The organism is Acidovorax sp. sif1233, assembly GCF_019218755.1.
In the GTDB taxonomy this organism is placed as follows: Bacteria; Pseudomonadota; Gammaproteobacteria; order Burkholderiales; family Burkholderiaceae_C; genus Acidovorax.
In genome coordinates, this window is record NZ_JAHUWZ010000004.1 from 283,599 (window position 1) to 309,149 (window position 25,551).

The window sequence follows — 25,551 nt, forward strand, 5'->3', positions numbered from 1 at the left end:
CGTTGGATTCGGGGGCATCCCTGAAATGAAACTGCCCGCCTTCCTTCGCACCTTCAGCACGCTGCAGCTGGCGCTGGGCGTGTCCATCGCCGTGCACGCCGCGCTGATCTCGGTGCGCTTCATCGACCCCGAAGGTTTCAACCGCGTGTTCCAGGACACGCCGCTCGAAGTCATCCTGGTCAACGCCAAGTCCAACGAACGCCCCGACAAGGCCCAGGCCATCGCCCAGACCAACCTGGCGGGCGGCGGCGATGCCGACAAGGGCCGCGCCACCAGCCCCCTGCCGTATTCGGCGCTCACGGCCATTGGCGACGATTTCGAGGAAGCGCAGCGCAAGATGGATGCGATGCAGGAGCAGCAGGCGCAGCTGCTGGCCCAGCTGCGCAAGCAGCTGGCCACCCTGCCCGAGCCCGACCCGCGCAAGCCCAGCCAGAGCGCCGAGCAGGCCAACGAGCAGGAAAAGCGGCGCCAGCTCGTCAAGCTGCTGGCCGAGATCGAAAAGCGCATCAACGAAGAAAACTCGCGCCCCAAGAAGCGCTACATCAGCCCCGCCACGCGCGAGGAAGCCTACGCCGCCTACTACGACACGCTGCGCCGCAAGGTGGAAGACAAGGGCACCGAGAACTTCCCCGAACAGGGCGGGCGCAAGCTGTACGGCGAGCTCACGATGATCGTCACCGTCAACCACGACGGCCGCGTGCTGGAGACCGAGGTGGTGCAAGGCTCGGGCAACACCACACTCGACCGGCGCGCCGAGGCCATTGCCCGCGCCGCAGGGCCCTTTGGCGCCTTTGGCACCGACATGCGCAAGAAGGCCGACCAGATCGCCATGGTGGCGCGCTTCAAGTTCACGCGGGACCAAACCCTGGAAACCAGTGTTCGGTAACCCCCCTGAGTCGCCTGCGGCGCCTTCCCCCCAGGGCGACGCCGCCAGCCGCCTGGCAAAGCCAGTTCCGCGGCAGCCCCGGCCTGACCCCGCTCCCTGCATGCAGCCCTTGTTGTTCCCATGACACCTTCGCCTCTCGCCCCCGACCTGTACTGCGTGATGGGCAACCCGGTGGCGCACAGCCGCTCGCCCGCCATCCACGCCCGCTTCGCCGAACTGACGGGCGAGCACATCGCCTACGAGCGCCGCCTGGTGCCCATGGATGGTTTTGCGCAGGGCGTGCGCGACTTCGCGGCCCAGGGCGGGCGCGGCTGCAATGTCACCGTGCCTTTCAAGACCGAGGCGCCCGGTCTCGCCACCGAATGCAGCGAACGCGTGCAACTGGCCGGTGCGGCCAACACCCTGACCTTCCGCGCCGACGGCGGCATCTATGCCGACAACACCGACGGCCTGGGCCTGGTGGCCGACATCACGCGCAACGCGGGCATCTCGCTGGCGGGGCGCGATGTGCTGCTGGTGGGCGCCGGTGGCGCCGCTGCGGGCGTGCTGGGCCCACTGCTGCGGGCCGGTGCGCGCCACATCACCGTGGCCAACCGCACGCTGGCCAAGGCACAGGCCCTGGTGCAATCGCACAGCGCACTGGCCTCACTACAAAAATCGGAGCTGCTAGCGCTTATCCCACAAGCGCTAGATGCCAATTTTGATGTCATCATCAATGCCACGGCCAGCAGCCTTGCCGGTGCCGAGGTGCCGGTGCCCGCCCACGTGCTGCGCCCGGGCTGCCTGGCCTACGACATGATGTATGGCCCCGCAGCGCAGGGTTTTCTGGAATGGGCCCGGCGCCACGGCGCCGTGCCGCGCGACGGCCTGGGCATGCTGGTGGAGCAGGCCGCCGAAGCGTTCCTGCTGTGGCGCGGCGTGCGCCCGCCCTCGGCGCAGGTGCTGGCCGAACTCCAATCCGCCCTCTGACTGAACCCACGGAACAAGGACACGCTGCGATGAAAGCCGTGCTGCGCTGGCTGGGACTGGTGGTGCTCGCCTTCGTGGCGCTGCAGCTGTTCTTCGTGGTCCGCATCGCGGCCATGGTGGCCATCGACCCGGAATCCACCAGCTTCCAGCGCTCCGAGGCCTGGGCGCAGCTGTCCAGCACGGGCCAGGTGCGCTGGCGCCAGCAATGGGTGCCCTACGCGAGCATCTCGGACTCGCTCAAGCGCGCCGTGATCGCGTCGGAAGACGATGGCTTCGTGAGCCACGACGGCGTGGACTGGACGGCCATCGAGAAGGCCTGGGAGCGCAACGCCAAGGCCGAGGCCCAGGCCAGCAAGGCGCAGGCCCGCGCCCCCGACCGCCCCGTGCGCGCCCCGAAGATCCGGGGCGGCTCGACCATCACGCAGCAACTGGCCAAGAACCTGCTGCTCTCGGGCGAGCGCACGCTGCTGCGCAAGGGCCAGGAGTTCGTGCTGACGCTGCTGCTGGAGCAACTGCTCTCCAAGCAGCGCATCCTGGAGATCTACCTCAACAGCGTGGAGTGGGGCGAAGGCGTGTTCGGCGCCGAGGCGGCCGCGCAGCACTACTTTCGCAAGAGCGCCAGCAAACTCACCGCCGGCGAGGCCGCGCGCCTGGCGGTGATGCTCCCGGCCCCCAAGCGCTTCGAGAAAACACCCGGGTCCGCGTATCTGGCGGGCCGGTCGCGGACGATTCTGGCGCGCATGGGCAGCGCGGAGCTGCCGTGACGGGGCGGGCCCTGCGCCACCGCAGGGCCTGGGGGCACCTGGCCCTGCACCCGACCGGGCGGCGCGCCTAGCGCCGCCGCGCCAGCCGCACCATCACCGGCCCGTCAGGCCGCAAGGTCACGTGCAGCCTCGGCGCGCACGCGGGCGCCCCACCCGGCAACCGCAGCTGATAGCGCTGCAGCAGCATGGCCGCGAGCAGCGTCATCTCCAGCATCGCGAAGTGCTGGCCAATGCACGCGCGCGGGCCCACGCCGAACGGTATCCATGCACCCTTGGGGATGGCCGGGGCATCGTCCAGAAAACGCTCGGGCACGAACCGGTCGGCCTGGGCAAACCAGCGTTCATCCCGGTGCAGCACCCAGGGGGTGATGCGCAGCATGGCGCCCTGGGGCACGGCCACGCCCCCCAGCGTGATGGGCGCGGTGGTGCGCCGGGTCATCAGCGCGGCAATCGGCGGGTACAGGCGCAGCGCCTCCTTGAGCGTGGCGGCCAGAAAGGGCAGCCGGGCCAGGTGCTCGGGGCCGGGCGTCTGGCCCGGGGGCAGCACGCTGTCCACCTCGGCCTGCGCGCGCTGCGCGGCCTCGGGGTGTTCGGTCATCAGGCGGCTCCACCACAGCAGCGTGGTGGCGCTGGTTTCGTGCCCGGCCTGGAAGCTGACCATGCACTGGTCGAAGACCTCCTGCGGCGACAGCGGCTCGCCCGTGGATTCGTCGCGCAGCGCCAGCAGCATGTGCAGCAGGTCGGTGCGCGGCGGAGCGCCCGCCGGGCCGCCCTCTTCCCGCCTGCGCGCATCGATGTGGCGCTGCACCAGCCCCCGGAGCGCCTTGAGCGCGCGCCGCTTGGCGGACTTGCCGGGCAGGGGCAGCCAGTCGGGCAGCGTGAAGGGCATGAACATTTCGCGGAACGCCGTCTCCGACAGCGTCTGCGTGGCCCAGGCGGCGTCGCGCGCATCGGCCTTTGCCGACTCGCTGAACAGCGTGCGCAGGATCACGTCCATCGCCACGCCGGTCCACAGTGTGTCCATGGGCACCAGCGCCTCGGTCTGGCCGGCGGGCACGGCCGCATCAAGCGCGCTGCGGGCGGCATCGGTCATCAGTTGCGCGTAGCCCGCCACGCGCCTGGGGCTGAACGCGGGCATCAGCATGCGGCGCTGGCGCTGCCAGGTGTCGCCCTCGGTGACCAGCACGCTCTGGCCAAACACCTGCTCGAACACGGCAATGCCGCGCTCCCAGCGGATCAGTTGGTCGGCATGGGTGACCAGCGCCTCGCGCACCAGCTCGGGCGACATGAGGTCCCATGCATCCTCATGAACCAGGCGCATGCGGGTGAGGTCGCCATGGCGGCGCTGCAGCCGCACGACAAAGCCCAGGTAGTCGGCGCGCATGTCGCGCAGCAGGGGCAGCCCCCACCAGCGGCGGGCAGGGCCGCCAGGCCGTGCGGCCTGGGCGGTGGCGGGGGGTATCGGAGCGGTCGCGGCGGGAGTGGTGGTCGTGGTGTTCATGCCGTGCATGGTGCAATGCAGCAGCCGCCGGGTATTGAACGAATTCGACATCGCCCCTGGCCTACACTCGCGCCCCATGGCAACCCTGGTCCCACCTTCCGCACGGCATCCACAGGGGCTGATCCCCTCGGGCCAGCTGTGGCTGCCGCGCGCCAGCCTGTCGGCCTGCCTGCGCGGTGCCATGGTGCGCAGCACGCTGGGCTACGCGCTCCGTGACGAGCAACGCATCAACCGCTTTCCGGCCACGCCCCTGTGCAGCCTGAGCTGGTGGTTTGAGGGTCGCAGCGAATGCCTGGTGCCCGAGCGCCCCGACACCATGCCCGGCCTGCACAGCCCGCGCGAGGCCTACCCCGGTCGCTGGGTGCTGACGGGCCCGCACACTCGGCCCAGCACCAGCTATTGCGCCCATCCCACCCACGCCATGATGGTGATGTTCATGCCCGATGCGCTGCACCAGCTCATCGGCCTGGAGCCCGAGACGCTGACCGACCGCATGGTGGACGCGCAAACCGTGCTGCCGCCCGACTGGATCGCGATGTGCGAAGCCGTGCAGCACCAGCCCGACGACGCGGCCCGCATGGCGTGCCTGGAAGCATTTCTGGAGCCCCGCTGGCAAGCCTGCCGCCCCGCGCAAGCGCTGCAGGCGCAGCGCTATGGCGACTGGGCCATGCACCTCGCGCAACGCGCCGCCGTGTCCGCCCCAGGCCGCAGCCTGCGCCAGCTGGAGCGCCGCATCAAGCGCTGGGCAGGGCTGCCGCTGCGCGAGCTGCGCGGCTTCGGCAAGGCCGAGCAGGCGTTCTTCGACACCATCGCGGCCGAGGCTGTCCACGGCACGGTGAAATGGGCCGATGTGGCGGCGGGCGCTGGTTTCTCGGACCAGTCGCACCTGTGCCGCGTCACCCGGCGCGTCACCGGCTACGCACCGCAGGCACTGTATGACGGCATCTACGGCGACGAAGCGTTCTGGGCGTACCGCATCTGGGTGTAGGTGCAGCGGGGGGGGCCGCCCGCCCGCAGTCCGCCACGGCGGCGCACGCCGCAGGGCGCACGCCACGTATCATCCCCGCCATGCTTGCCAAGTTGATGAGTCTTTTTCTGCTGGGGATCGTGCGGTTTCTCACCGGCTCCCAGGCCCGCTGGTATGGCTGCCCGCCCAAGGCCGAACAGCGTATCTACTTCGCCAACCACCAGAGCCATGCCGACATGGTGCTGATCTGGGCCGCGCTGCCCGAGGAGCTGCGCAGCATCACCCGCCCCATCGCGGCCAAGGACTACTGGACCAAGACGCCCTTGCGGCAATGGATCACCACGGCCGTGTTCAACGCCGTCTATGTGGACCGGCAGGCCACGCCCGCGCGGCCGACCGCGGCCGTGGCGGCGGAGCCCGGGGGCGCGCCCGCGGCCGCGGCCCCGGCCGATGCCGACACCGCCATGGCCGGCGGCCCCGACCCCTCGCCCGAAGCCCCGCCCCGCCCGCCCAGCCCCGAGGCGCTGCGCGCCGCGCTGCCCGAGTCGGACCCGCTGGCGCCGCTGGTGCGCGCGCTGGAGAGCGGCGACTCCATCGTGATCTTCCCCGAGGGCACGCGCGGCCATGGCGACGAGCCGCAGCCGTTCAAGTCGGGCCTGTTCAAGCTGGCGCAGATGTTCCCGCAGGTGGTGCTGGTGCCCGCCTGGATCAACAACGTGCAGCGCGTGATGCCCAAGGGCGAAGTGGTGCCCGTGCCCATCCTGTGTTCCGTGACCTTTGGCGCACCCGTCCAGCTCGAAGCGGGTGAAGAACGCCGTCCGTTCCTGGACCGCGCACGCCGCGCCGTGATCGCGCTGCGGGAAGTCTGACCATGACGATCCCCAAGCCCCTGCCCTCGCCTATCGCCGCGCCCCCGGGGGCGGCACGGACATGAACAACTTCCTGCGCAACCTCACCGCCACCCAGCAGATCGGGGCCCTGTTCCTGGTCGTGTTCGGCATCCTGTCCATCGTCACCGTCTGGGCCTTCGTGCGCAACCTGCGCGAGCACGCGGGCGACGATCCCGAATCCGAGGCGCGCGCGCTGGAGGCCAAGCGCTTCTGGGGCCTGCTCAAGACCTCGTGGATGATGGCCACCGTGTTCTGGGTGGGCTGGGTGCTGGGCGACACCGTGGCCACCGTGCTCTTCGCGATCGTGGGTTTTTTCGCGCTGCGCGAGTTCATCACGCTCTCGCCCACGCGCCGGGGCGACCACCGCAGCCTGGTGCTGGCCTTCTTCGTGGTGCTGCCGCTGCAGTTCTGGATCGTGGGCAGCAAGCACTTCGACCTGTTCACGGTGTTCATCCCCGTCTACGTGTTCCTGGCCCTGCCCGTGGTGAGCGCGCTGGCCAACGACCCGCAGCGCTTCCTGGAGCGCAACGCCAAGCTGCAGTGGGGCATCATGGTCTGCGTGTACGGCATGAGCCATGTGCCCGCGCTGCTGCTGCTCGACTTTCCGGGCTACCGCGACAAGGGCGCTTTCCTGGTGTTCTTCCTCGTCTTCGTGGTGCAGACCTGCATGGTGGTGCAGCATCTCCTGGGCCGGCGCTTTCCGCACAAGCCCGTGGCGCCGCAGGTCAGCCAGAGCTTCCAGTGGGCGAGCTGGCTGGCGGGCGTGGGCGTGGGCGGGCTGGTGGGCACGCTGCTCACCTTCATCACGCCCTTCAAGCCCGGGCAGGCGCTGGGCATGGCGCTGCTGGCCTGCGTGGCGGGCAGCCTGGGGCACCTGGTGATGAAGGCGCTCAAGCGCGACCGTGGCATCACGAGCTGGGGCATGCAGGGCATGTCCGTCACCGGCGCGGGCGGCCTGCTCGACCGGGTGGACGCCCTGTGCTTCGCAGCGCCGGTGTTCTTCCATTCGGTGCGCTGGTACTTCGGCCTCTGACAATAAAATCGGCCACCAGCGCTTTACCGACAAGCGCTGGTAGCTATCAAATAAATAGCAAATGCGCATTCTCGGCATCGACCCCGGCCTGCAGACCACCGGCTTCGGCGTGGTGGACATGGACGGCCACCAGCTCAGCTACGTGGCCAGCGGCACCATCCGCACCACCACGCTGGCGCTGGGTGACCTGCCCGGGCGCCTGAAGATCCTGTTCGACGGCATCACCGAAGTGGCCGCGCGCTACGAGCCCGATGTGGCCTCGGTCGAAATCGTGTTCGTCAACGTCAATCCGCAGTCCACCCTGCTGCTGGGCCAGGCGCGCGGCGCCTGCATCACGGCCCTGGTGGCCAGCAACCTGCCCGTGGCCGAATACACCGCGCTGCAGATGAAGAAGGCCGTGGTCGGCCATGGCCGCGCGGCCAAGAGCCAGGTGCAGGAGATGGTGCGCCGCCTGCTGCGCCTGCCCGGCCTGCCGGGCACCGATGCGGCCGACGGCCTGGGCATGGCCATCACCCACGCGCATGCCGGTGCGGCCATGGGGCGGCTGGGGGAAGCGGCCACGCTCAACCGGCGCCAGCATGCGATGTACAAGGGCGGGCGCAGCTACTGACCCCGGGCGCCCGCAAGACAACGCCCCGCTGCGGCTTCGCCCGGCCACCCGCCGGAATGCCGGCGTGCCACAGGCAAAAAAATACCGCGCCCGAAGGCGCGGTACAGCCCCACCAGGGTTTCTGCGGCAATGACAGGGTCAGGCCACCTGCGTCTTGAGCCGGTCGGCACGCTCCTTGGGCGAGGGGTGCGTGGACAGGAAGCTGGTGGAATCCCCGCCCGACATGGCGGCGAGCTTTTCCAGGGCCGTCACGCAGGCCGCGGGCTGGTAGCGCTTGGCCTTCATGAAGCCCATGGCGTAGTCATCGGCCTCGCGCTCATTGCCTTGCGAGTGCTGGGCGCGTACCACCTTCTCGAACAGGTCACCCAGCTGCGAGCTGGCGATGGCACCGGCCTTGCCGTTGCTCGACGCCACGGCGTTGCGCAGCGCGCTGGTGCGCAGGGCGGTCTGGATGCGGGCCTTGGTGTGGCCGGCCTTGACGTGGCCGATCTCGTGGCCGATCACGTAGCGCACCTCGTCGTCGGTGAACTTGTCCATGAGGCCCGAATACACGCGGATCGTGCCGTTGGCCATGGCAAAGGCGTTGATCTCGGGCGTGAGGTAGACCTTGAAATTCATCTTGAGGCCGTCGTGCGTGCCCAGGCCCGAGGTGAGTTTGGTGAGGCGGGTCGCGTAGGGGTTGCCTGCCGGGGCCACCTTGTTCTGGCGGTCCATCTCGGCGGACATCTGGTCGAACGTGCTCTTGAGTTCCTCGTCCGACAGGCTTTCGGACTTGGCCAGGTCCTTGCCCGCGTCCAGCATCTTGCCCAGGTCGAACTGCGCCCACACGGGCGATACGGCGCTCACGCCGGAAGCCAGGGTCACGAGCGTCAACAATTTACGGCGGTCCATCGGGGTTCCCTCTCTGACGTCAGTCAGTTGATTGATCTTGGTCTGATTGTTTTTTTGCGCAACCAACCGCAAGCAGTGGTGGGCGCGCGCCGAAGGATAGCCACGCCAGTGCCGTTTCCGGCCCCTGGTGATGTCTGCAGATGTAAGAACTGTGTGCCGATGCTGGCGGCGGGCGCGGCGGCGCTGATGGCCGCAGCCATTGCCGTGCCAGAACAGCCGGGAATGTGAAAAAAACGCTCCAGGCGCTTACTGGTCAATCACATCACGCTGCACAAAACATAGCATTCGACGGTATTGGTCAGCCGCTGTGCCGCGCCCAGTCATGCGGCTGCCCCCGGGATTCAGCGCCCCAGGCCCCGCTTGAGCTCCTTGAGCAGCAGCAGCACCTGGTTGGATGCGTGGCGGCAGCTTCCGTTGAGCAGCTGCACGGCCTTTTGCTGCTCCCCCGCCTGGAACAGGGTCACGACATCGGCCGCCTGCTGGTGGAAGTACTTGTGCCGCGCCACCAGCATGTCGAACGCCGGAAAGTGCCCCAACCGCACGCGCCCCGTGCCGTAGAGCCAGCGGCCCAGGTCGCAGCGGTCGTCCTGGCAGATGCGGTCGGGCCGCATGACCTCCTGCGAGCGGCCATTGACCATGTCCTGCAGCTGCAGGCGCCAGCGCTCGTGGCTGGCGATGGCCGCGTCGATGTCGATCTCGGTCATCAGCATGGAGGCGTATTCGGCGTCCAGCACCAGCTCGCTGCCGTTGTCTTCCATGGCCCAGGTGGTGTCGGGGCTGGCAGGGTCTTGCTCCCGGATCTTGAACAGGCGGCTGAAAAAACCCATGCTTGGTCCCAGTAAAGGCCTCGTGCGGGAAACCGGAAATCGTCCCGGCAGAAATGCCTTGAAACATTTTGTGGGTGCGGCGCATTTTTGGCTACCAAAAAATCGCCTCTCCGCGCACGCGGCCCAGGGCAACCCTTCAGCCGCTGCCAGCTCTGGCACCCGGCCTGCACGAATGTGGTGGCCGCCGGACAATGCACCCATGACTTCCACCGCCACCCGCCCCGCCCTGTCCATGCTCGACCTGGTCGCCGTCCGCGAAGGCGGCACCGTCGCCGACGCGCTGCAGATTGCCCTGCGCACCGCGCAGCACGCCGAAAAACTGGGCTTTGCCCGCTACTGGCTGGCGGAGCACCACAACATGGCGGGCATCGCCAGCTCGGCCACCGCCGTGCTGGTGGGGCACATCGCGGGGGGCACCTCGCGCATCCGCGTGGGCTCGGGCGGCGTCATGCTGCCCAACCACGCGCCGCTGGTGGTGGCCGAGGCCTTCGGCACCCTGGCCGAGCTGTACCCCGGCCGCATCGACCTGGGCCTGGGCCGCGCGCCGGGCACCGACCCCACCACCATGCGCGCATTGCGCCGCAGCCGGGTGGAGACGGCCGACGACTTTCCGCAGGACGTGGCCGAGCTGCAGCGCCTGCTGGCACCGGCAGAACCCAACCAGCGCCTGATCGCGATGCCCGGCGCAGGCACCAATGTGCCCATCTGGCTGCTGGGCTCCAGCCTGTTCTCGGCGCAACTGGCGGCGGAGCGCGGCCTGCCCTATGCCTTTGCCTCGCACTTCGCGCCGCGCCTGCTGCACCAGGCCATCGACCTGTACCGCAACCTGTACCGCCCGTCCGCCGCCTGGCCCAAGCCCTATGTGGCGATCGGGGTGCCCCTGATTGCAGCGCCCACGGACGAGGAAGCGGAGTTCCTGGCCAGCAGCACCTACCAGCGGGTGCTGGGCATCCTGACGGGCGACCGCCGCCGCCTGCTGCCACCCATCGAAAACTACGCCGCGCGCCTGCAGCCGCAGGAACGTGCGGCCATCGGAGACTTTCTGGCCGCCGCCGTCATCGGCGGGCCGGACACCGTGCGAGCAGGCCTGGAGCAACTGAGCGAGGCCACGGGCGCCGATGAGCTCATGCTGGTGAGCGACGTGTACGACCCGGCGCTGCGGCTGCGCTCGCTGGACATCGCGGCGCAGGCCCACGGCACTCTTCGGGCCACAGGCCTGCCTCTGCCAGCCTGAATCACCACACACCCCCCTGTCGCCCAGGCTTCACCGCGCCAGATATCCGCCATCCACCGGGTAATACGCCCCGGTCACAAATGACGCCTTGGCGGACGCCAGCCAAGCCACCAGCTCGGCCACCTCTTCGGGCTGCCCCAGGCGGCCGATGGGGTGCGCGCCCACCAGCATGGCATTGACGCCGGCGTCCTGCTCCAGACCGCTGATCATCGGCGTGTGGATAAAGGCGGGCCCCACGGCATTGATGCGCACGCCATGGGCCCCGTATTCAATGGCTGCCGCCTTGGTCAACCCCACCACACCGTGTTTGGCGGCCGTATAGGCCGGCGCCGTGGCAAACCCCACGGAGCCCAGGATAGACGCCATGTTGATGATGGCGCCACCGCCGTTCTTGAGCATGGCCGCGATCTGGTACTTCATGCCGTAGAACACGCCCGACAGGTTGATGTTGATGACCTGCGTCCAGCCCTCCAGCGGATAGTCGGCCGTGGGCGCCTGCGGGCCGCCGATGCCAGCGTTGTTGCAGGCAACGTCCAGACGGCCATAGTGGGCAACCGTGCGGTTGACCAGCGTTTCGCAGTCTGCGGGCTTGCCTACGTCGGCGGCCACAAAAATGGCGTCGCCGCCCGCCGCACGCACCAGCGCAGCCGTTTCCTCGCCCGCTGGCACGTTCACATCCGACACCACGACCTTGGCGCCTTCGCGCGCCCACACGAGCGCAATGGCACGCCCGATGCCCGACGATGCCCCCGTGACCAACGCCACCTTGTTCTTCAGCATGAAAGACTCCTGGTTCATTCAGAACACCTGCAACCCGATGCCACAGGTCCGTTTTTTTCATTCTGCGCGCCCGGGGTGCCGGCGCCTTGACCTGGATCACGCCTCCGACAGCGGGACCCACGGCGCGGCAAGTGGCCTCGGGTAGCGGCTACCATCTCGGACTGCAGGGCATTTCTGCCTCCACCCACCGTTGTGTGATTTCCTGACGCCCACGCCTTACCACCCACGCCCGCATGCCCGCTTTTTCCTTTGAAGCCCTGGACGCCCAGGGCCAGACCCGCAAGGGCCTCATGGAGGCCGACACCGCCAAGGCGGCGCGCAGCCTGCTGCGGGCCCAGGCCCTGGTGCCGCTGGCCGTGGAACTGGTGCAGACCGGACAGTCGCTGGACGGGAGCGCCGCCAGCCTCGGCCAGCGGCTGTTCACCCGGCCGGTGTTCGGTGCCACCGCGCTGGCCATCTGGACGCGCCAGATCGCCGGGCTGGTGTCGTCCGGGCTGCCGCTCGAACGCGCCCTCACCGCCTTGTCGGAAGAGGCCGACGACGAGCGCCAGCGCCACCTGGTGGCCGCGCTGCGCGCCGAGGTGAATGCCGGCGCCACGTTCGCCCGCGCGCTGTCGCAGCACCCGCGCGAGTTCTCGGACATCTACTGCGCCGTGATCGGCGCGGGCGAACACAGCGGCAACCTGGGCCTGGTGCTGGAGCGCCTGGCCGACGACCTGGAAGAGCGCCAGGCGCTCAAGGCCAAGCTGGTGGGCGCTGCGCTGTACCCGGCCATCGTGACCATCGTGGCCATCGTGATCGTGCTCTTCCTCGTCGGCTACGTGGTGCCCCAGGTGGCCAGCGTGTTCGCGGGCACCAAGCGGGCGCTGCCGTTCCTCACGGTGGCCATGCTGGGTATCAGCGCTTTTGTGCGCAGCTATGGCTTGATGGTGCTGATTGCTTTTGTCTTGATGGTTTTTGGCGCACGCTGGGCACTGACCATTGGGCATATCCGTGAAAAATTCGATGCCGCCTGGCTCAACCTGCCCCTCGTGGGCAAGCTGGCGCGCGGCTACAACGCGGCGCGCTTTGCCGGCACGCTGGCCATGCTGGCGGGCGCGGGCGTGCCCATCCTGAAAGCCCTGCAGGCCGCCGCCGAAACCCTGAACAACCGCGCGCTGCGCGCCGACGCGCTGGACGCGCTGGTGCTGGTGCGCGAAGGCGCGCCCCTGGCCTCGGCGCTGGCACAGAAAAAGCGTTTTCCCGGCCTGCTGTCGATGTTCGCGCGCCTGGGCGAGCAGACCGGGCAGTTACCGGTGATGCTGCAGCGCGCCGCACGGCAGCTTTCCACCGAGGTGCAGCGCCGCGCGATGGCGCTGGCCACCATCCTGGAGCCTTTGCTCATCGTCGGCATGGGCATGATCGTGATGCTGATCGTGCTGGCCGTGTTGCTGCCCATCATCCAGCTGAATCAGTTTGTGAAGTGACTTTATGGCCGTGACCCTGGACGACAAGCTGGTGGTGGCGATCTCCTCGCGCGCGCTGTTCAACTTCGAGGAAGAAAACCGCGTCTTCGAACACGAGAGCGATGACCGCGCCTACGTGGAGCTGCAGCGCCAGCGCCTGGATGTGCCCGCCGCGCCCGGCGTGGCGTTTTCCCTGGTGCGCAAGCTGCTCGCGTTCAACACCTCCGAGCACCAGCGGGTGGAGGTGGTGCTGCTCTCGCGCAATGACCCGGTCAGTGGCATGCGCGTGTTCCGCTCATGCAATGCCCATGGCCTGCCGACCATCCAGCGCGGCGTGTTCACCCAGGGGCGCGACCCGTTCCGCTACCTGCGGCCGCTGGGCGCGCACCTGTTCCTGTCGGCGAATGAGGCCGATGTGCGCGAGGCCCTGCACCTGGGCTACCCCGCCGCGCGGGTGATCACCGAGTCGGTGCGGGCCGGCGACGCGAACCCGCAGGAAGTGCGCATTGCCTTTGACGGCGACGCCGTGCTGTTCTCCGACGAGGCCGAGCGGGTGTACCAGGCCGAGGGCCTGGCGGCGTTCCAGCAGCACGAGACCGACAAGGCGGCCCTGCCCCTGCCCGACGGCCCCTTCAAGCCCCTGCTCGCGGCGCTGCACCGGCTGCAATCCGCCGGAGAATCCGGCGGCGCCACCGGCATGCGCATCCGCACGGCCCTGGTCACGGCGCGCAGCGCACCCGCGCACGAACGCGCGATCCGCACGCTGATGGACTGGAACATCGACGTGGACGAAGCCATGTTCCTGGGCGGCCTGCCCAAGGGCGAGTTCCTGCGCGAGTTCGAGCCGGACTTCTTCTTCGACGACCAGACGGGCCACGTGACGTCGGCAGCGCGCCATGTGCCCGCGGGACATGTGAACAGCGGCATCTCCAACCCCCTGCATGCCGGGGGCGGCTGAGTCAGGGGGTGGCGATGGTCCGGGCCCTTGCCGCGAAAAGTTCTGCAAAGTCCTGCAACGCCGGGGGAAAGCCTGCAAAGCCCCGGTTGCAATCCGCCGGCGGCCCACCAACTGTGCCAACATCGTCCCCCGAACCCCACTGAAGGAAGATGTGTTGCGCAAGAGAATTTCCCTGGCCGCCTGCCTGATGGGCGCCGTGCTGGCCACCATGGGCTCCGCCGCGCTGGCCCAGGCCCCTGCCGCACCGCCGCCAGAGCCTGCGGCGAGCGCGCCCGCCGAGCCCGGCACGGGGCAGACCAAGGGCGAGATCAAGGCCATGCGCGATTTCAAGATGCTGGACTTCAACGGCGACGGCAAGCTCAGCCGCACCGAGGTCAAGCTCTTTCCCCGCCTGGCGGCCGCGTTTGACGAGGCGGACACGGACGGCGACGGCTATGTGTCGTACGAAGAGGTTCGCGTCTTCGCCGCCAGATACCGCGCGGAGCGGGACCGCAACAAGGCAGCCCAGGCCGCCCGCCAGCCCGCCTCCGGCAGCCAGCCCTGAGCCCGCCCGGGTGGACGGCTGCCCATCCCCTCCCGCAGGCAAGCGCGCCGCGCGGGCAGCCAGATCCTGGTTAAAAAAGGTGTTTTAGGCTTATTGGATAAGCACCTTCAGCTATATTTTCAGGAGCATCACCCCGCAGGCGCCGCTGGGGATGGGAAGCCGATCCGCACAAGGGACGGGCTGCGGGCGGCAGCATTGCGCGCCACCGGCCAAAAAATGCAAAAGAAGCAAGGACCAGCCACTGCGGGCAGCGCGGTACCGGTGCCACCGGCCCAGCACGCAGCGCAGGCGGCGGCGGGCTAGAGGCCGCCCGTGCGCTTGATCTTGGGGTCCGAGTACGTCAGCGGCTCGTTCTTGACCTGCTGGGCCAGGCGCTCCTGCAAGGTCATCCGGTTGATGTCCTGCGCCACTTCCACCGCACTGCCGCTGGCCCGCCACATCGACTGGATGAGCTCCAGCAGCTGCTTGTAGATTGGCTCCTTGGGCGGCTCTGGCGGTTCTTCCACGGTGTCCTTTTTTTTCACCTCGGTCCAGTCCCGGTTCGCCACGTCGGGCGCCGACGGCTTGTCGGGCTCGCGCACGATCGCGCCCTCGCCCATCCGGTCCATGGACTCGACGGGGTTGGATGCGTTGATGGGACGCACCGGTGGCGCGCCAGAGGCGCCAGTGGAATACAAATCAGCGCCCTGAGGACGCCAACTCGGCGATCGATCGACAGGTGGCATTTGCATGGCAATGGCCCGTAGTTGAGATGAATGACAGAGGGTCTTTTGGCCTCTTCGTACATTCATTACGGCAAAAAGAAGGGGAAATTTAGGTCTTTTTCACCGATTGCCCAAAATTAAGGGTTTTCACCTACCTTTGTCGCGATTTTCAGGCCGCCAAAGGGCCTGATGAATGGCCGGACGCGCGGATTGAACACGCACGCGGTGGCAACCACGCGGGTTGCGTGTTGCTTTTTGGGGTGGAATGCCGCCGGCAGCCGCCAGCGGCGGGCCCGAAACGCCCACCATGGGCTACCGGCGATCCTGTGCGGGAAGGGCCCCGGCATGGCGGGGCTGGCGCGTCAGAGGAAGCGTTCGAGCAGCCGGCGCGAATGCCGGTCCAGCGCGGTGGTGTCCTGGACCCGGAACTGGACCCCGTCCCCGCCCGCGATCAGCAGCCGGGTGCGCCCCCCCAGCCTGCGGATGTCTTCCTCGGCCTTGAGCACCAGCTTGGCGGGTCCGCGATCGGTCTCCACATCCCAGGTGCTGGGGGTCGAAAAGCTCGACACGGCAACGATTTTTTCAATAGTGGGCACAAACTCGCGCACTTCCAGCTCTTCTTCGATGAGCTGGCGCGCGGTGGCCTCCAGCTGGTCGAGCCGGTCGATCCACAGCAGCTCGTGGCCATCCGAACCGATCAAGGAGAGCCCGTGCGCCGGCGCGGCAATGGGGAAGGCCCGCACGGGCGTGATGCCTTCGTGGACGGTGCCATCGGGCAGGGTCAGGACCAGCCGGCCGTGCGGGTTGCGGGCCAGGGTGAATTCAGGCTGCGACACCAGGGTGAAGGTGGTTGTGTTCATGGCGGTTCCCACGGTGGCGGTCACGAATTGCCGGCCGGGTGGGCCGGGTGCAGCAGGCTGCTGTCGATGATGACGCCGGCGGCCTGCGCGTCTTCCTCGGCGCGGCGGGCCTGGGCTTCGTACAGCCGCCAGTAGGCGCCCTGTTTCTCCATGAGTTCGTCGTGGGGGCCCACTTCCACCACCTCGCCGCGGTCCATCACCACCAGGCGGTCGGCCTTGCGCAGGGTGGACAGGCGGTGGGCGATGGCGATGGTGGTGCGGCCCTGCACCAGGTTGTCCAGTGCCTTCTGGATTTCCTTCTCGGTCTCGGTGTCCACGGCCGAGGTGGCCTCGTCGAGGATCAGGATGCGCGGGTCGATCAGCAGCGCACGCGCGATGCTGATGCGCTGGCGCTCACCGCCCGACAGGCCCTGGCCGCGCTCGCCCACCAGCGAGTCGTAGCCGTGCGGCAGGCGCAGGATGAACTCGTGCGCGTGGGCCGCGCGGGCGGCCGCCACGATCTCCTCGCGCGTGGCCTCGGGCTTGCCGTAGGCGATGTTCTCGGCGATGGTGCCGAAGAAAAGGAAGGGCTCCTGCAACACCAGGCCGATGTGGCGCCGGTAGTCGGCCACGGCGAAGCGGCGGATGTCCACGCCATCGACCTGGATGGAGCCGTCGCTCACGTCGTAGAAGCGGCTGATCAGGTTCACCAGGGTGCTCTTGCCCGAACCGCTGTGTCCCACCAGGCCGATCATCTCGCCGGGGCGGATGTCCAGGTCCAGCCCCTTGATCACCGCGCGGCTGCCGTAGCGGAAGCCCACGTTGCGCATGGCGATGGCGCCCTGCACCTTGTCCACCTTCACCGGCTGGGCCGGGTCGGGCACGTTGCTCACGTGGTCCAGGATGTCGAAGATGCGCTTGGCACCGGCCGCCGCCTTCTGCGTGACCGAGACGATGCGGCTCATGGAGTCGAGCCGGCTGTAGAAGCGCCCGATGTAGGCGATGAAGGCCGTGAGCACGCCCACCGTGATCTGGTTGCGCGACACCAGCCAGATGCCGAAGGCCCAGACCACGAGCAGGCCGATTTCGGTGAGCAGCGACACCGTGGGGGTGAACAGCGACCAGGTCTTGTTGAGCTTGTCGTTGACCTCCAGGTTGTGCTGGTTGGCGTCGCGAAAGCGCTGGGCCTCGCGCTTTTCCTGGGCGAAGGCCTTGACCACGCGGATGCCGGGGATGGTGTCGGCCAGCACGTTGGTGACCTCGGACCAGACCCGGTCGATCTTCTCGAAACCGGTGCGCAGGCGGTCGCGCACGGTATGGATCATCCAGGCGATGAAGGGCAGCGGCACCAGGGTGACCAGCGCCAGCCAGGGGTTGATGGAGAACAGGATGGCCGCCGTCATCATGATCATGAGCACATCGGTCACGAAATCCAGGGCATGCAAGGAAAGGAAAACGTTGATGCGGTCTGTCTCCGAGCCGATGCGCGCCATCAGGTCACCGGTGCGCTTGCCCCCGAAATAGTCGAGCGACAGGCGCAGCAGGTGCTCGTAGGTGGTGGTGCGCAGGTCAGCGCCGATGCGCTCGGACACCAGCGCCAGGATGTAGGTGCGCGCCCAGGACAGGCCCCAGGCCGCCAGGGCGGACAGCAGCAGGCCGCTCAGGTACAGCAGCACCAGGCCCGGTTCGATCTGCTTGCCGTTCTGGAACGGGATGAGGATGTCATCCATCAGCGGGATGGTGAGGTACGGCGGCACCAGGGTGGCGGCGGTGGAGGCCAGCGTCAGCCCGAAGCCGGCCGCCAGCTGCTTGCGGTAGGGCCGGGCAAAGCGCCACAGGCGCAGCAGCACCCAGGTGGAGGTCTGGGGCGGCTGGGCGCGGGCACAGGCCGGGCACTCCTCCGTATCGGGGGGCAGCGGCGTGTGGCAGGTGGGACAGGTGGGCTCGTCGGCCTCCTCGGCGGCGTCCGCCTCGCCCCGCGCGCTTTGCTGCTCGAAACGCTGCACCAGGCGCAGTGCCTGGGCATGCTGTGACAGGGTGAAGCGCCACAGGGCCAGGCGCGCCCGCGCATCGTGCAGTTCCAGCGAACCCACGCCCCCGTGGTCCTGCAGGCGCAGGGCCAGGCCGTCGCCCAGGGGCCAGCCGCGCCAGGCGGTGGTACCCGGATCGCAGGCCAGCAGGCGCTCGGACGTCACCACCACCCAGCCCGCCGCGAAACGCAGGGCCGTGCTCAGGTCAACCTGGAGCGCTGCCAGTACGTTCTCTTTGGGAGCGAGCATGGCCCGCAAATCGGCCCCCACGGGGCCGGAAAAGACACCCGAGGCGTCCACAGAATGGTGATGTTGCATTTTTGGTTGGTATTTCCGCCCCCGGCAGCCTGCGGTGACCGATCTCGCGAAAGCGCGAATTCTCCCCCATACTGCGCCCCACGGCGCGGCGGCGTCCCGCTGTAACGTGTGCGGCAGTCATCTGGCTGACACCGCATCCCGGCTCCAGTCTGGCGCACAATCATCGTCCACAAAGTCACCTTTTCCCAGCAAGGCCCGCAAAAGGCCGGAAACACACCCGCTGCAATCCATGGCGAAACTCAACGATATCCAACTGCTTCGCATCAACTACCTGCGCGGCCCCAATATCTGGACCTACCGGCCCGTGCTGGAGGTCTGGCTGGACCTGGGGGAACTGGAGGACCATCCCTCCAACCTCCTCCCCGGCTTCAACGAGCGCCTCACCGCCTGGCTGCCCGCGCTGATCGAGCACCACTGCGGCGTGGGCGAGCGCGGCGGGTTCCTGCAGCGCCTGCAGGAAGGCACCTGGTGCGGCCACGTGCTGGAGCACATCGTGATCGAGCTGCTGAACCTGGCGGGCATGCCTACCGGCTTCGGCCAGACCCGCAGCACCTCGCAGCGCGGCGTGTACCGCATGGTGTTCCGCGCCCGCGACGAGCAGGTGGCGCGCATGGCCCTGGCCCAGGGCCATGGCCTGATCATGGCGGCGATCAACGACGAGCCCTTTGACGTGCAGGCCGCCGTGGCCCGCGTGCGCACCGAGGTCGATGACCAGTACCTGGGCCCCAGCACCGCCTGCATCGTGACGGCCGCCACCGACCGGGGCATCCCGCACATCCGCCTGAACGACGGCAACCTCGTGCAGCTGGGCTATGGCGCCAGCCAGCGCCGAATCTGGACGGCCGAGACCGAATTCACCAGCGCCATCGCCGAGGGCATCGCGAGCGACAAGGACCTGACCAAGAGCCTGCTCAAGTCCTGCGGCGTGCCCATTCCCGAAGGCCGCGTGGTCAACAGCCCCGAGGAAGCCTGGGAAGCGGCCGAGGACATCGGCCTGCCCGTGGTGGTCAAGCCCTCCGACGGCAACCACGGCCGGGGCGTGACGCTGGACCTGCGCAAGAAGGAAGACATCGAGGCGGCCTACCACGTGGCCTACCCCGAGGGCAGCGACGTGATGGTCGAGAGCTTCATCCCCGGCGACGAGCACCGCCTGCTGGTGGTGGGCGGCAAGGTGGTGGCCGCGGCGCGCGGCGAGGTGGTCAGCATCACCGGCAACGGGCGCTCCACCGTCAAGGAACTGATCGACACCCAGCTCAACTCCGACCCGCGCCGGGGCTATGAGGAAGAGTACCCGCTCGAAATCATCGACCTGGCGACCGACACCAAGGTGCAGCTCGAGCTCAAGCGCCAGGACCTCGACGCCAGCTCCGTGCCCGCCGCCGGCCGCCAGGTGGTGGTGCAGCGCAACGGCAACGTGGCCGTGGACTGCACCGACGACGTGCACCCCGAGGTGGCCTACATCGCCCAGCTGGCCGCCAAGGTGGTGGGCCTCGACATCGCCGGCATCGACATGGTGGCCAGGGACATTTCCAAGCCCCTGCATGCCCAGGGCGGCGCCATTGTCGAGGTCAATGCGGGCCCGGGCCTGCTGATGCACCTCAAGCCCGCCGTGGGCGCGCCGCGCCCGGTGGGGCAGGCGATCGCGGAACACCTGTTCCCGTCCGAGGACGGCGATGGCCAGGCCGGCCGCATTCCGGTGGTGGGCGTGGCCGGCACGCGCAGCACCTCGACCATCGCACGCGTGGTGGCGTGGCTGCTGCACCTGGGTGGGCACCACACGGGCCTGGCCTGCCGCGAAGGCCTGTTCCTGGACCGCCGCTGCGTCGAGACCACGGACTGCGCCCACTGGGAAGCCGCCCACCGCCTGCTCATGAACCAGATGGTGCAGGCCGCCGTGATCGAAAGCGACGCGCGCACCATCCTGCGCGACGGCCTCGCCTACGACCGCTGCCAGGTGGGCGTGGTCACCGACATGGACGGCGTGGAAACGCTGGCCGAATTCGACGTGCACGAGCAGGACCAGATGACCAAGGTGATGCGCACCCAGGTCGACGTGGTGCTGGCCGAGGGCGCCGCCGTGCTGAACGCGGCCATCCCCCAGGTGGCAGACCTCGCCCCGCTGTCGGATGGCGCCGTGGTGCTGTACGCCCAGGACGCCACGCTGCCCGTGATCGTGGAGCACCGCGCCACGGACAACGGCCGCGCCGTGGTCGTGAAGAATGGCCGCGTGGTGCTGGCCACCGGCAGCGCCGAGCACGTGCTGGGCTCGCTGTCGGACCTCACCTTCGGGCGCAACGCCGTGGTGCCGGACACCGATGCCCTGCTGGCCGCCATCGGCGCGGCGTGGGCGCTCAACATCGCCCCCGACCTGATCGGCGCGGGCATCAAGACCTTCGAGCCCGACCTGCCGGCGCCAGTGGGCCTGCCTTCCTGATCCGCCCGTAGAGAACCGAACGCCCGCGACTTGAACGGGGCCCGCGAGCCCCGAACGATTACTGAAAGAGACCCCATGGATGTATCCCGCACCCGGGCCCTGCGCGGCCCCAACCTCTGGAGCCGCCACATGGCCATCGAGGCCGTGGTTGCCTGCACCGAAGCCGAACGCGCCGTTGGCCAGATGCCCGGATTCGAAGCGCGGCTGCGGGCGCTGTTCCCCGCCATCGGCGTCCTTCATGCCGAAGGGAGCACCGACATTTCCCTGGCGCACGTGCTGCAGACGGCCGCGCTGAACCTGCAGGCCCAGGCCGGCTGCCCCGTGACCTTCGCGCGCACCACCGCCACCACCGACGCGGGCGTGTACCAGGTCGTGGTCGAGTACAGCGAAGAGGCCGTGGGCCGCCAGGCGTTCGAAGACGCCCAGCAGCTCATCCAGGCCGCGCTCGGCCACGGCGGCTTCGATGCCGACGCGGTGATCGCCAAGCTGCGCGAGCTCGACGAAGACGAGCGCCTGGGCCCGAGCACCGGCTCCATCGTGGATGCGGCCGTGGCGCGCGGCATCCCCTACCGGCGCCTCACGCGCGGCAGCCTGGTGCAGTTCGGCTGGGGCTCCAAGCAGCGCCGCATCCAGGCCGCCGAGGTCGACTCGACCAGCGCCGTGGCCGAATCCATCGGCCAGGACAAGGACCTGACCAAGCGCCTGCTGCATGCGGCCGGCGTGCCGGTGCCGCTGGGCAAGCCGGTCGAGACGCTCGACGAGGCCTGGGAAGTGGCCCAGAAGGTGGGCCTGCCCGTGGTCGTGAAGCCGCAGGACGGCAACCAGGGCAAGGGCGTGACGGTGAACATCACCGACCGCGCGCAGCTCGAGGAAGCCTTCCGCACCGCAGCCGAATACGGCACGGTGATGGTCGAGCGCTTCCTGCCAGGCCACGATTTCCGCCTGCTCGTGGTGGGCGACCAGCTCGTGGCCGCCGCGCGCCGCGAGCCGCCCCAGGTGCTGGGCGACGGCCAGCACACGGTGCGCGAACTGGTCCACCAGGTCAACCTGGACCCGCGCCGTGGCGAAGGCCACGCGACCTCGCTCACCAAGATCCGCCTGGATGACATCGCCGTGGCCCGCCTGGCCATGCAGGGCCTGACGCCCGACTCGGTGCCGCCCAAGGGCCAGCGCGTCATCCTGCGCAACAACGCCAACCTGTCCACCGGCGGCACCGCCACCGACGTGACCGACGACGTGCACCCCGAGGTCGCCGCGCGCGCCGTGGCCGCGGCGCAGATGGTGGGCCTGCACATCTGCGGCGTCGACATGGTGGCCGAAACCGTGCTGCGCCCACTGGAAGAGCAAGGCGGCGGTTTCGTCGAGGTGAATGCCGCCCCCGGCCTGCGCATGCACCTGGCACCCAGCTACGGCAAGCCGCGCAACGTGGGCCAGGCCATGGTGGACAAGCTGTACGCCCATGGCGACGACGGCCGCATTCCGGTCGTGGCGGTCACGGGCACCAATGGCAAGACCACCACGGCGCGCCTGATCGCCCACCTGTTCACGGCCCAGGGCCTGCGCGTGGGCATGACCAACACCGACGGCGTGTACGTGAACGGCCGCCAGATCGACAGCGGCGACTGCAGCGGCCCCAAGAGCGCGCGCAACGTGCTGCTGCACCCCGAGGTGGACGCGGCCGTGTTCGAGACGGCGCGCGGCGGCATCCTGCGCGAAGGCCTGGGCTTCGACCGCTGCCAGGTGGCCGTGGTCACCAACATCGGCGCGGGCGACCACCTGGGCCTGAACTACATCACCACGGTGGAAGACCTCGCCGTGCTCAAGCGCGTGATCGTGCAGAACGTGGCCACCACGGGCTATGGCGTGCTCAACGCCGCCGACCCCATCGTGGCGGCCATGGCGCCCGCCTGCCCCGGCAAGATCATCTTCTTTGCGAGCGACCGCCACCACCCCGTGATGGCCACGCACCGCGCGCAGGGGCACCGCACCGTGTACGTGGACGGCGACTCCATCGTGGCCTCGGAAGGCTCGTGGCGCGAGACCATCCACCTGCGCGACGTGCCCATCACGCGCAACGGCAAGATCGGCTTCCAGGTCGAGAACGTCATGGCCTCCGTGGCCGCCGCCTGGGGCGTGGGCATGCCCTGGCAGACCATCCGCCGCGGCCTGTCGGGCTTTGTGAACGACAGTGACAACGCGCCCGGCCGCTTCAACATCATGGACTACCGGGGTGCCACCGTGATCGCCGACTACGGCCACAACCCCGACGCCATGCGCGCCCTGGTGGGTGCCGTGGACGCGCTGCCCGCCAAGCGCCGCAGCGTGGTCATCAGCGGCGCGGGCGACCGCCGCGACGAGGACATCCGCGACCAGACCGTGATCCTGGGTGCCGCGTTCGACGACGTGATCCTGTACCAGGACGCCGCGCAGCGCGGCCGTGCCGACGGCGAAGTGATGGCCCTGCTGCGCGAAGGCCTGGTGGGCGCATCGCGCACCACGCACGTGGAAGAGATCCGCGGCGAATTCATTGCCATCGACGCCGCCCTGGCGCGCCTGCAGCCCGGCGACCTGTGCCTGGTGCTGGTGGACCAGGTGGAGGAAGCGCTGGCCCATCTGGCACAGCGCTGCGCCGACGCCGGGGCCACGGCGTGACGAAATCATCCACCGCCACCGCCACCGGCCTGCGCCGTGCCCGCCGCTGGGCCATGGCGGCGGCGTGCGCACTGGCCGTGGTGCTGCCGGCGCTGGCGGCCACGGGCGAGAAGATCGGCACGGTGGACACCGCCTTCCAGTGGCTGGGCCGCGACCACGACATCATCGTGGAGGCCTACGACGACCCCGGCGTGCAGGGCGTGACCTGCTACGTCTCGCGCGCGCGCACCGGCGGCATCAAGGGATCGCTGGGCCTGGCCGAGGACCGGGCCGAGGCCTCCATCGCCTGCCGCCAGGTCGGGCCCATCAGCTTCCCCGAGCCGCTCAAGAAGCAGGAAGAAGTCTTCAGCGAACGCATGTCCATCCTGTTCAAGCGCCTGCGCATCGTGCGCATGGTGGACGCCCCGCGCAACACGCTGGTGTACCTGACGTATTCAGAAAAGCTGGTGGACGGCTCCCCTCAGAACAGCGTGACCGCCGTGCCCGTGGACCGCGCCACGGCCATCCCGCTGCGCAAGTGACAAGCGGTCGTCGTCCGTCGCCGTAGCGGGACGTACGTCACCACCAACAGAAAAGGGGCCTTGAGCCCCTTTTCTTTTGATAAAAACAGCCTCTACCGCTTGACTGGTAATCGTTAGAAGCTATTAATTCAATAGCATCCCCTCATCCAGCCTGCTGCGCCGCAATCTGCCGCAGCGCCTGCTCGAACACCTCCACCGGCTGCCCACCCTGGATCAGGTGCCGCTCATTAATGATGATCGCCGGCACGGAATTAATGCCGCTTTGCAGATACAACTGCTCCCGCTCGCGCACCTCGTCCGTGAAGCGGTCCGACGCCAGCAGCGCACGCGCCTCGGCCACATCCAGCCCCACCTCGCCCGCCACCCGCGCCAGCACCTCGTGGTTGCTCGGGTCTTGCCCATCGGTGAAATAGGCCTTGAACAGTGCCTTCTTCAGCGCGGGCTGCACGCCCTGCTCTTCGGCCCAATGCAGCAGCCGGTGCGCATCGAAGGTGTTGTAGATGCGGCTGCGTTTGTCCATGCTGAAGGTAAAGCCCAGCTCCGCGCCGCGCGCCGCGATGGCCTCGCGGTTTTTCTGGCTCTGCGCAGGCGTCGCGCCGTACTTTTCTTGCAGGTGCTCGCCGATGTCCTGCCCCTCGGGGCCCATCTGCGGGTTCAGCTCGAATGGCTGAAAGTGCAGGTCCAGCGCCACCTCGTCCTTGAGGCGGTCCGCCGCCTGCTCCAGCGACCGCAGGCCGATGATGCACCAGGGGCAGGAGACATCGGAGACGAAATCGATCTTGAGGGTGGTGGGGTTGGGCATGGGAGGGCCTTGGGAAGGGAAGAAGGACGGGATGGTAGGCGGGGTGGGATAACCGTGGTGGGAGGGGGTTTACTGAGCAGGTCGGCGCCGCCGACTGCGAAGCGGCCAGTGATGTCGGCCCCCTGAGCTCACGGTCCAGGTCACGCAGCGGTCATGCATGCACCAGTGACTTCTCGGACCCAGCGGCCGGTTGCAAAGGGCTGCAGGCCCTGCCATCCAGCCGGTACGTTCACCACGCCTGAACGTCCGCTGACCCGGGCCAATCCGGCGTGAACCTGCATGCGGCCTATTGAACCCGCAGCACCTCAAACTGCTGTCGGATTGGAGCGACCTGTATCGACACCTCATCCCCCTCGCATTTGCCCAGCATGGCCCTGCCCAGTGGCGCTTCGCTGCTGATGACCTGAACGGGCTGGGCGCAGTTGACCAGCTTCATGCTGCCCCCATCCGGACCGAGAAAGAGCTGCTGCCGCTTGTCGTCGGAATCGACCAGGCAAACCAGTGCGCCGAGCTGTATACCTTTGCTGGCGTCGTAGGGTCGCGGGCGGAATTGGCGCCAATTGGCCATCGCCTGGCGGATGGCTTCGGCGCGCCGGGCTTGGCCGGTGGCCAGGTAGGCGGCTTCGAGTCCCAATGTGTCGTATTTGTTTTCGGCGATGTTTTCTTCGTGGGTCGCCGTTTCATGGGCCGCACGCACTGCCTGTTCGGCTTGCAGCAGGTCTTCGGCGAGCCGTTCCAGCACCTGCTGCCGCAGCAAGAATTTATCCATGATGAAGGGTCGGCATCTCGACAAGCGGGGGTGGGTCTTGATTGCGAAGGGCTCCGGGCTCCACCAGCCTTGGACGCTTCTGTCGGCTGCGGGTTGACGTCAGCCCTGGGCACTGTCCTGTCGTCCATTTCGGTGCATCGAACGGCAGGAACTGGCCGATGGTACCCATTCGCGAACGCGGGG

General features: G+C 68.5%; 23 protein-coding genes. 14 read left to right on the forward strand and 9 right to left on the reverse strand.

The features are described from left to right. The first annotated feature begins 25 nt into the window (after nt 1-25). From KW843_RS15695 to mtgA, 3 genes are all read left to right on the forward strand, one after another. Nucleotides 26-886, forward strand: coding sequence for a TonB family protein (locus tag KW843_RS15695; RefSeq protein WP_218296082.1), 861 nt, complete (start codon nt 26-28; stop codon nt 884-886). A gap of 120 nt (nt 887-1,006) precedes the next feature. Beyond that, nucleotides 1,007-1,855, forward strand: a complete 849-nt coding sequence (gene aroE, locus KW843_RS15700) for a shikimate dehydrogenase (protein WP_218296083.1) — start codon at nt 1,007-1,009, stop codon at nt 1,853-1,855. A gap of 29 nt (nt 1,856-1,884) precedes the next feature. Beyond that, nucleotides 1,885-2,619 carry a monofunctional biosynthetic peptidoglycan transglycosylase gene (gene mtgA, locus KW843_RS15705; protein ID WP_218296084.1) on the forward strand — a complete coding sequence of 245 codons (735 nt, stop codon included), beginning with the start codon at nt 1,885-1,887 and terminating at the stop codon, nt 2,617-2,619. Between the two features lie 67 nt (nt 2,620-2,686). On the opposite strand, the gene KW843_RS15710 is transcribed toward mtgA, so the two are convergent. Continuing rightward, nucleotides 2,687-4,120 (reverse strand): cytochrome P450, encoded by a 1,434-nt coding sequence (locus KW843_RS15710; protein WP_255594767.1) that lies wholly within the window; start codon nt 4,118-4,120, stop codon nt 2,687-2,689. 76 nt (nt 4,121-4,196) lie between these two features. On the opposite strand from KW843_RS15710, the gene KW843_RS15715 reads away from it, so the two are divergent. From KW843_RS15715 to ruvC, 4 genes are all read left to right on the forward strand, one after another. After that, the gene (locus KW843_RS15715; RefSeq protein ID WP_255594768.1) at nt 4,197-5,108 is read left to right on the forward strand and encodes an AraC family transcriptional regulator; all 912 of its coding nucleotides are present in this window, start codon (nt 4,197-4,199) and stop codon (nt 5,106-5,108) included. An 80-nt stretch (nt 5,109-5,188) separates the two neighbouring features. After that, nucleotides 5,189-5,956 carry a 1-acyl-sn-glycerol-3-phosphate acyltransferase gene (locus tag KW843_RS15720; RefSeq protein WP_218296087.1) on the forward strand — a complete coding sequence of 256 codons (768 nt, stop codon included), beginning with the start codon at nt 5,189-5,191 and terminating at the stop codon, nt 5,954-5,956. Nucleotides 5,957-6,017: 61 nt separating this feature from the next. Then, entirely contained in the window at nt 6,018-7,010 is a 993-nt protein-coding gene (locus KW843_RS15725) for a phosphatidate cytidylyltransferase (RefSeq protein ID WP_218296088.1), read from the forward strand. 61 nt (nt 7,011-7,071) lie between these two features. Beyond that, nucleotides 7,072-7,620 carry a crossover junction endodeoxyribonuclease RuvC gene (gene ruvC, locus KW843_RS15730; RefSeq protein ID WP_218296089.1) on the forward strand — a complete coding sequence of 183 codons (549 nt, stop codon included), beginning with the start codon at nt 7,072-7,074 and terminating at the stop codon, nt 7,618-7,620. A gap of 138 nt (nt 7,621-7,758) precedes the next feature. Here ruvC and KW843_RS15735 read toward each other — a convergent pair whose 3' ends face one another. Beyond that, nucleotides 7,759-8,511, reverse strand: coding sequence for a M48 family metallopeptidase (locus KW843_RS15735; protein WP_218296090.1), 753 nt, complete (start codon nt 8,509-8,511; stop codon nt 7,759-7,761). A 341-nt stretch (nt 8,512-8,852) separates the two neighbouring features. Continuing rightward, the gene (locus tag KW843_RS15740) at nt 8,853-9,338 is read right to left on the reverse strand and encodes a CZB domain-containing protein (RefSeq protein WP_218296091.1); all 486 of its coding nucleotides are present in this window, start codon (nt 9,336-9,338) and stop codon (nt 8,853-8,855) included. A gap of 199 nt (nt 9,339-9,537) precedes the next feature. Between KW843_RS15740 and KW843_RS15745 the strand changes: the two genes are divergently transcribed. Then, nucleotides 9,538-10,572, forward strand: a complete 1,035-nt coding sequence (locus KW843_RS15745; RefSeq protein WP_218296092.1) for an LLM class flavin-dependent oxidoreductase — start codon at nt 9,538-9,540, stop codon at nt 10,570-10,572. Nucleotides 10,573-10,602: 30 nt separating this feature from the next. Here the strand turns inward: KW843_RS15745 and KW843_RS15750 are convergent, their stop codons facing one another. Next, nucleotides 10,603-11,352: an SDR family NAD(P)-dependent oxidoreductase gene (locus KW843_RS15750; RefSeq protein ID WP_218296093.1), complete on the reverse strand. Its 750-nt coding sequence runs from the start codon at nt 11,350-11,352 to the stop codon at nt 10,603-10,605. A 233-nt stretch (nt 11,353-11,585) separates the two neighbouring features. Between KW843_RS15750 and gspF the strand changes: the two genes are divergently transcribed. The 3 genes from gspF (at nt 11,586) to KW843_RS15765 (ending at nt 14,299) form a co-directional block, all read left to right on the forward strand. After that, nucleotides 11,586-12,818 carry a type II secretion system inner membrane protein GspF gene (gene gspF, locus KW843_RS15755; protein ID WP_218296094.1) on the forward strand — a complete coding sequence of 411 codons (1,233 nt, stop codon included), beginning with the start codon at nt 11,586-11,588 and terminating at the stop codon, nt 12,816-12,818. 4 nt (nt 12,819-12,822) lie between these two features. Next, nucleotides 12,823-13,755: a 5'-nucleotidase gene (locus KW843_RS15760; protein WP_218296095.1), complete on the forward strand. Its 933-nt coding sequence runs from the start codon at nt 12,823-12,825 to the stop codon at nt 13,753-13,755. A gap of 151 nt (nt 13,756-13,906) precedes the next feature. Then, the gene (locus KW843_RS15765) at nt 13,907-14,299 is read left to right on the forward strand and encodes an EF-hand domain-containing protein (protein WP_370627773.1); all 393 of its coding nucleotides are present in this window, start codon (nt 13,907-13,909) and stop codon (nt 14,297-14,299) included. Between the two features lie 299 nt (nt 14,300-14,598). Here the strand turns inward: KW843_RS15765 and KW843_RS15770 are convergent, their stop codons facing one another. The 3 genes from KW843_RS15770 to KW843_RS15780 form a co-directional block, all read right to left on the reverse strand. Next, nucleotides 14,599-15,030, reverse strand: a complete 432-nt coding sequence (locus KW843_RS15770; RefSeq protein WP_218296096.1) for a hypothetical protein — start codon at nt 15,028-15,030, stop codon at nt 14,599-14,601. A gap of 335 nt (nt 15,031-15,365) precedes the next feature. Continuing rightward, a complete protein-coding gene (locus KW843_RS15775; protein ID WP_218296097.1) occupies nt 15,366-15,863 on the reverse strand; it encodes a DUF1854 domain-containing protein in 498 nt (165 codons plus the stop codon). A gap of 20 nt (nt 15,864-15,883) precedes the next feature. Next, nucleotides 15,884-18,190 (reverse strand): ABC transporter ATP-binding protein, encoded by a 2,307-nt coding sequence (locus KW843_RS15780; protein WP_218296098.1) that lies wholly within the window; start codon nt 18,188-18,190, stop codon nt 15,884-15,886. A gap of 229 nt (nt 18,191-18,419) precedes the next feature. Between KW843_RS15780 and cphA (KW843_RS15785) the strand changes: the two genes are divergently transcribed. From cphA (KW843_RS15785) to KW843_RS15795, 3 genes are all read left to right on the forward strand, one after another. After that, the gene (gene cphA / locus KW843_RS15785; RefSeq protein ID WP_218296099.1) at nt 18,420-20,624 is read left to right on the forward strand and encodes a cyanophycin synthetase; all 2,205 of its coding nucleotides are present in this window, start codon (nt 18,420-18,422) and stop codon (nt 20,622-20,624) included. 75 nt (nt 20,625-20,699) lie between these two features. Beyond that, nucleotides 20,700-23,276, forward strand: coding sequence for a cyanophycin synthetase (gene cphA / locus KW843_RS15790; protein WP_218296100.1), 2,577 nt, complete (start codon nt 20,700-20,702; stop codon nt 23,274-23,276). A gap of 53 nt (nt 23,277-23,329) precedes the next feature. Further along, the gene (locus tag KW843_RS15795; RefSeq protein ID WP_255594789.1) at nt 23,330-23,797 is read left to right on the forward strand and encodes a CreA family protein; all 468 of its coding nucleotides are present in this window, start codon (nt 23,330-23,332) and stop codon (nt 23,795-23,797) included. A gap of 142 nt (nt 23,798-23,939) precedes the next feature. Here the strand turns inward: KW843_RS15795 and KW843_RS15800 are convergent, their stop codons facing one another. Both KW843_RS15800 and KW843_RS15805 read right to left on the reverse strand, forming a co-directional pair. Beyond that, nucleotides 23,940-24,599: a DsbA family oxidoreductase gene (locus KW843_RS15800; RefSeq protein WP_218296101.1), complete on the reverse strand. Its 660-nt coding sequence runs from the start codon at nt 24,597-24,599 to the stop codon at nt 23,940-23,942. 286 nt (nt 24,600-24,885) lie between these two features. Beyond that, complete coding sequence (locus tag KW843_RS15805) at nt 24,886-25,368, reverse strand: GreA/GreB family elongation factor (protein ID WP_218296102.1); 483 nt, start codon at nt 25,366-25,368, stop codon at nt 24,886-24,888. Nucleotides 25,369-25,551: the final 183 nt, after the last annotated feature.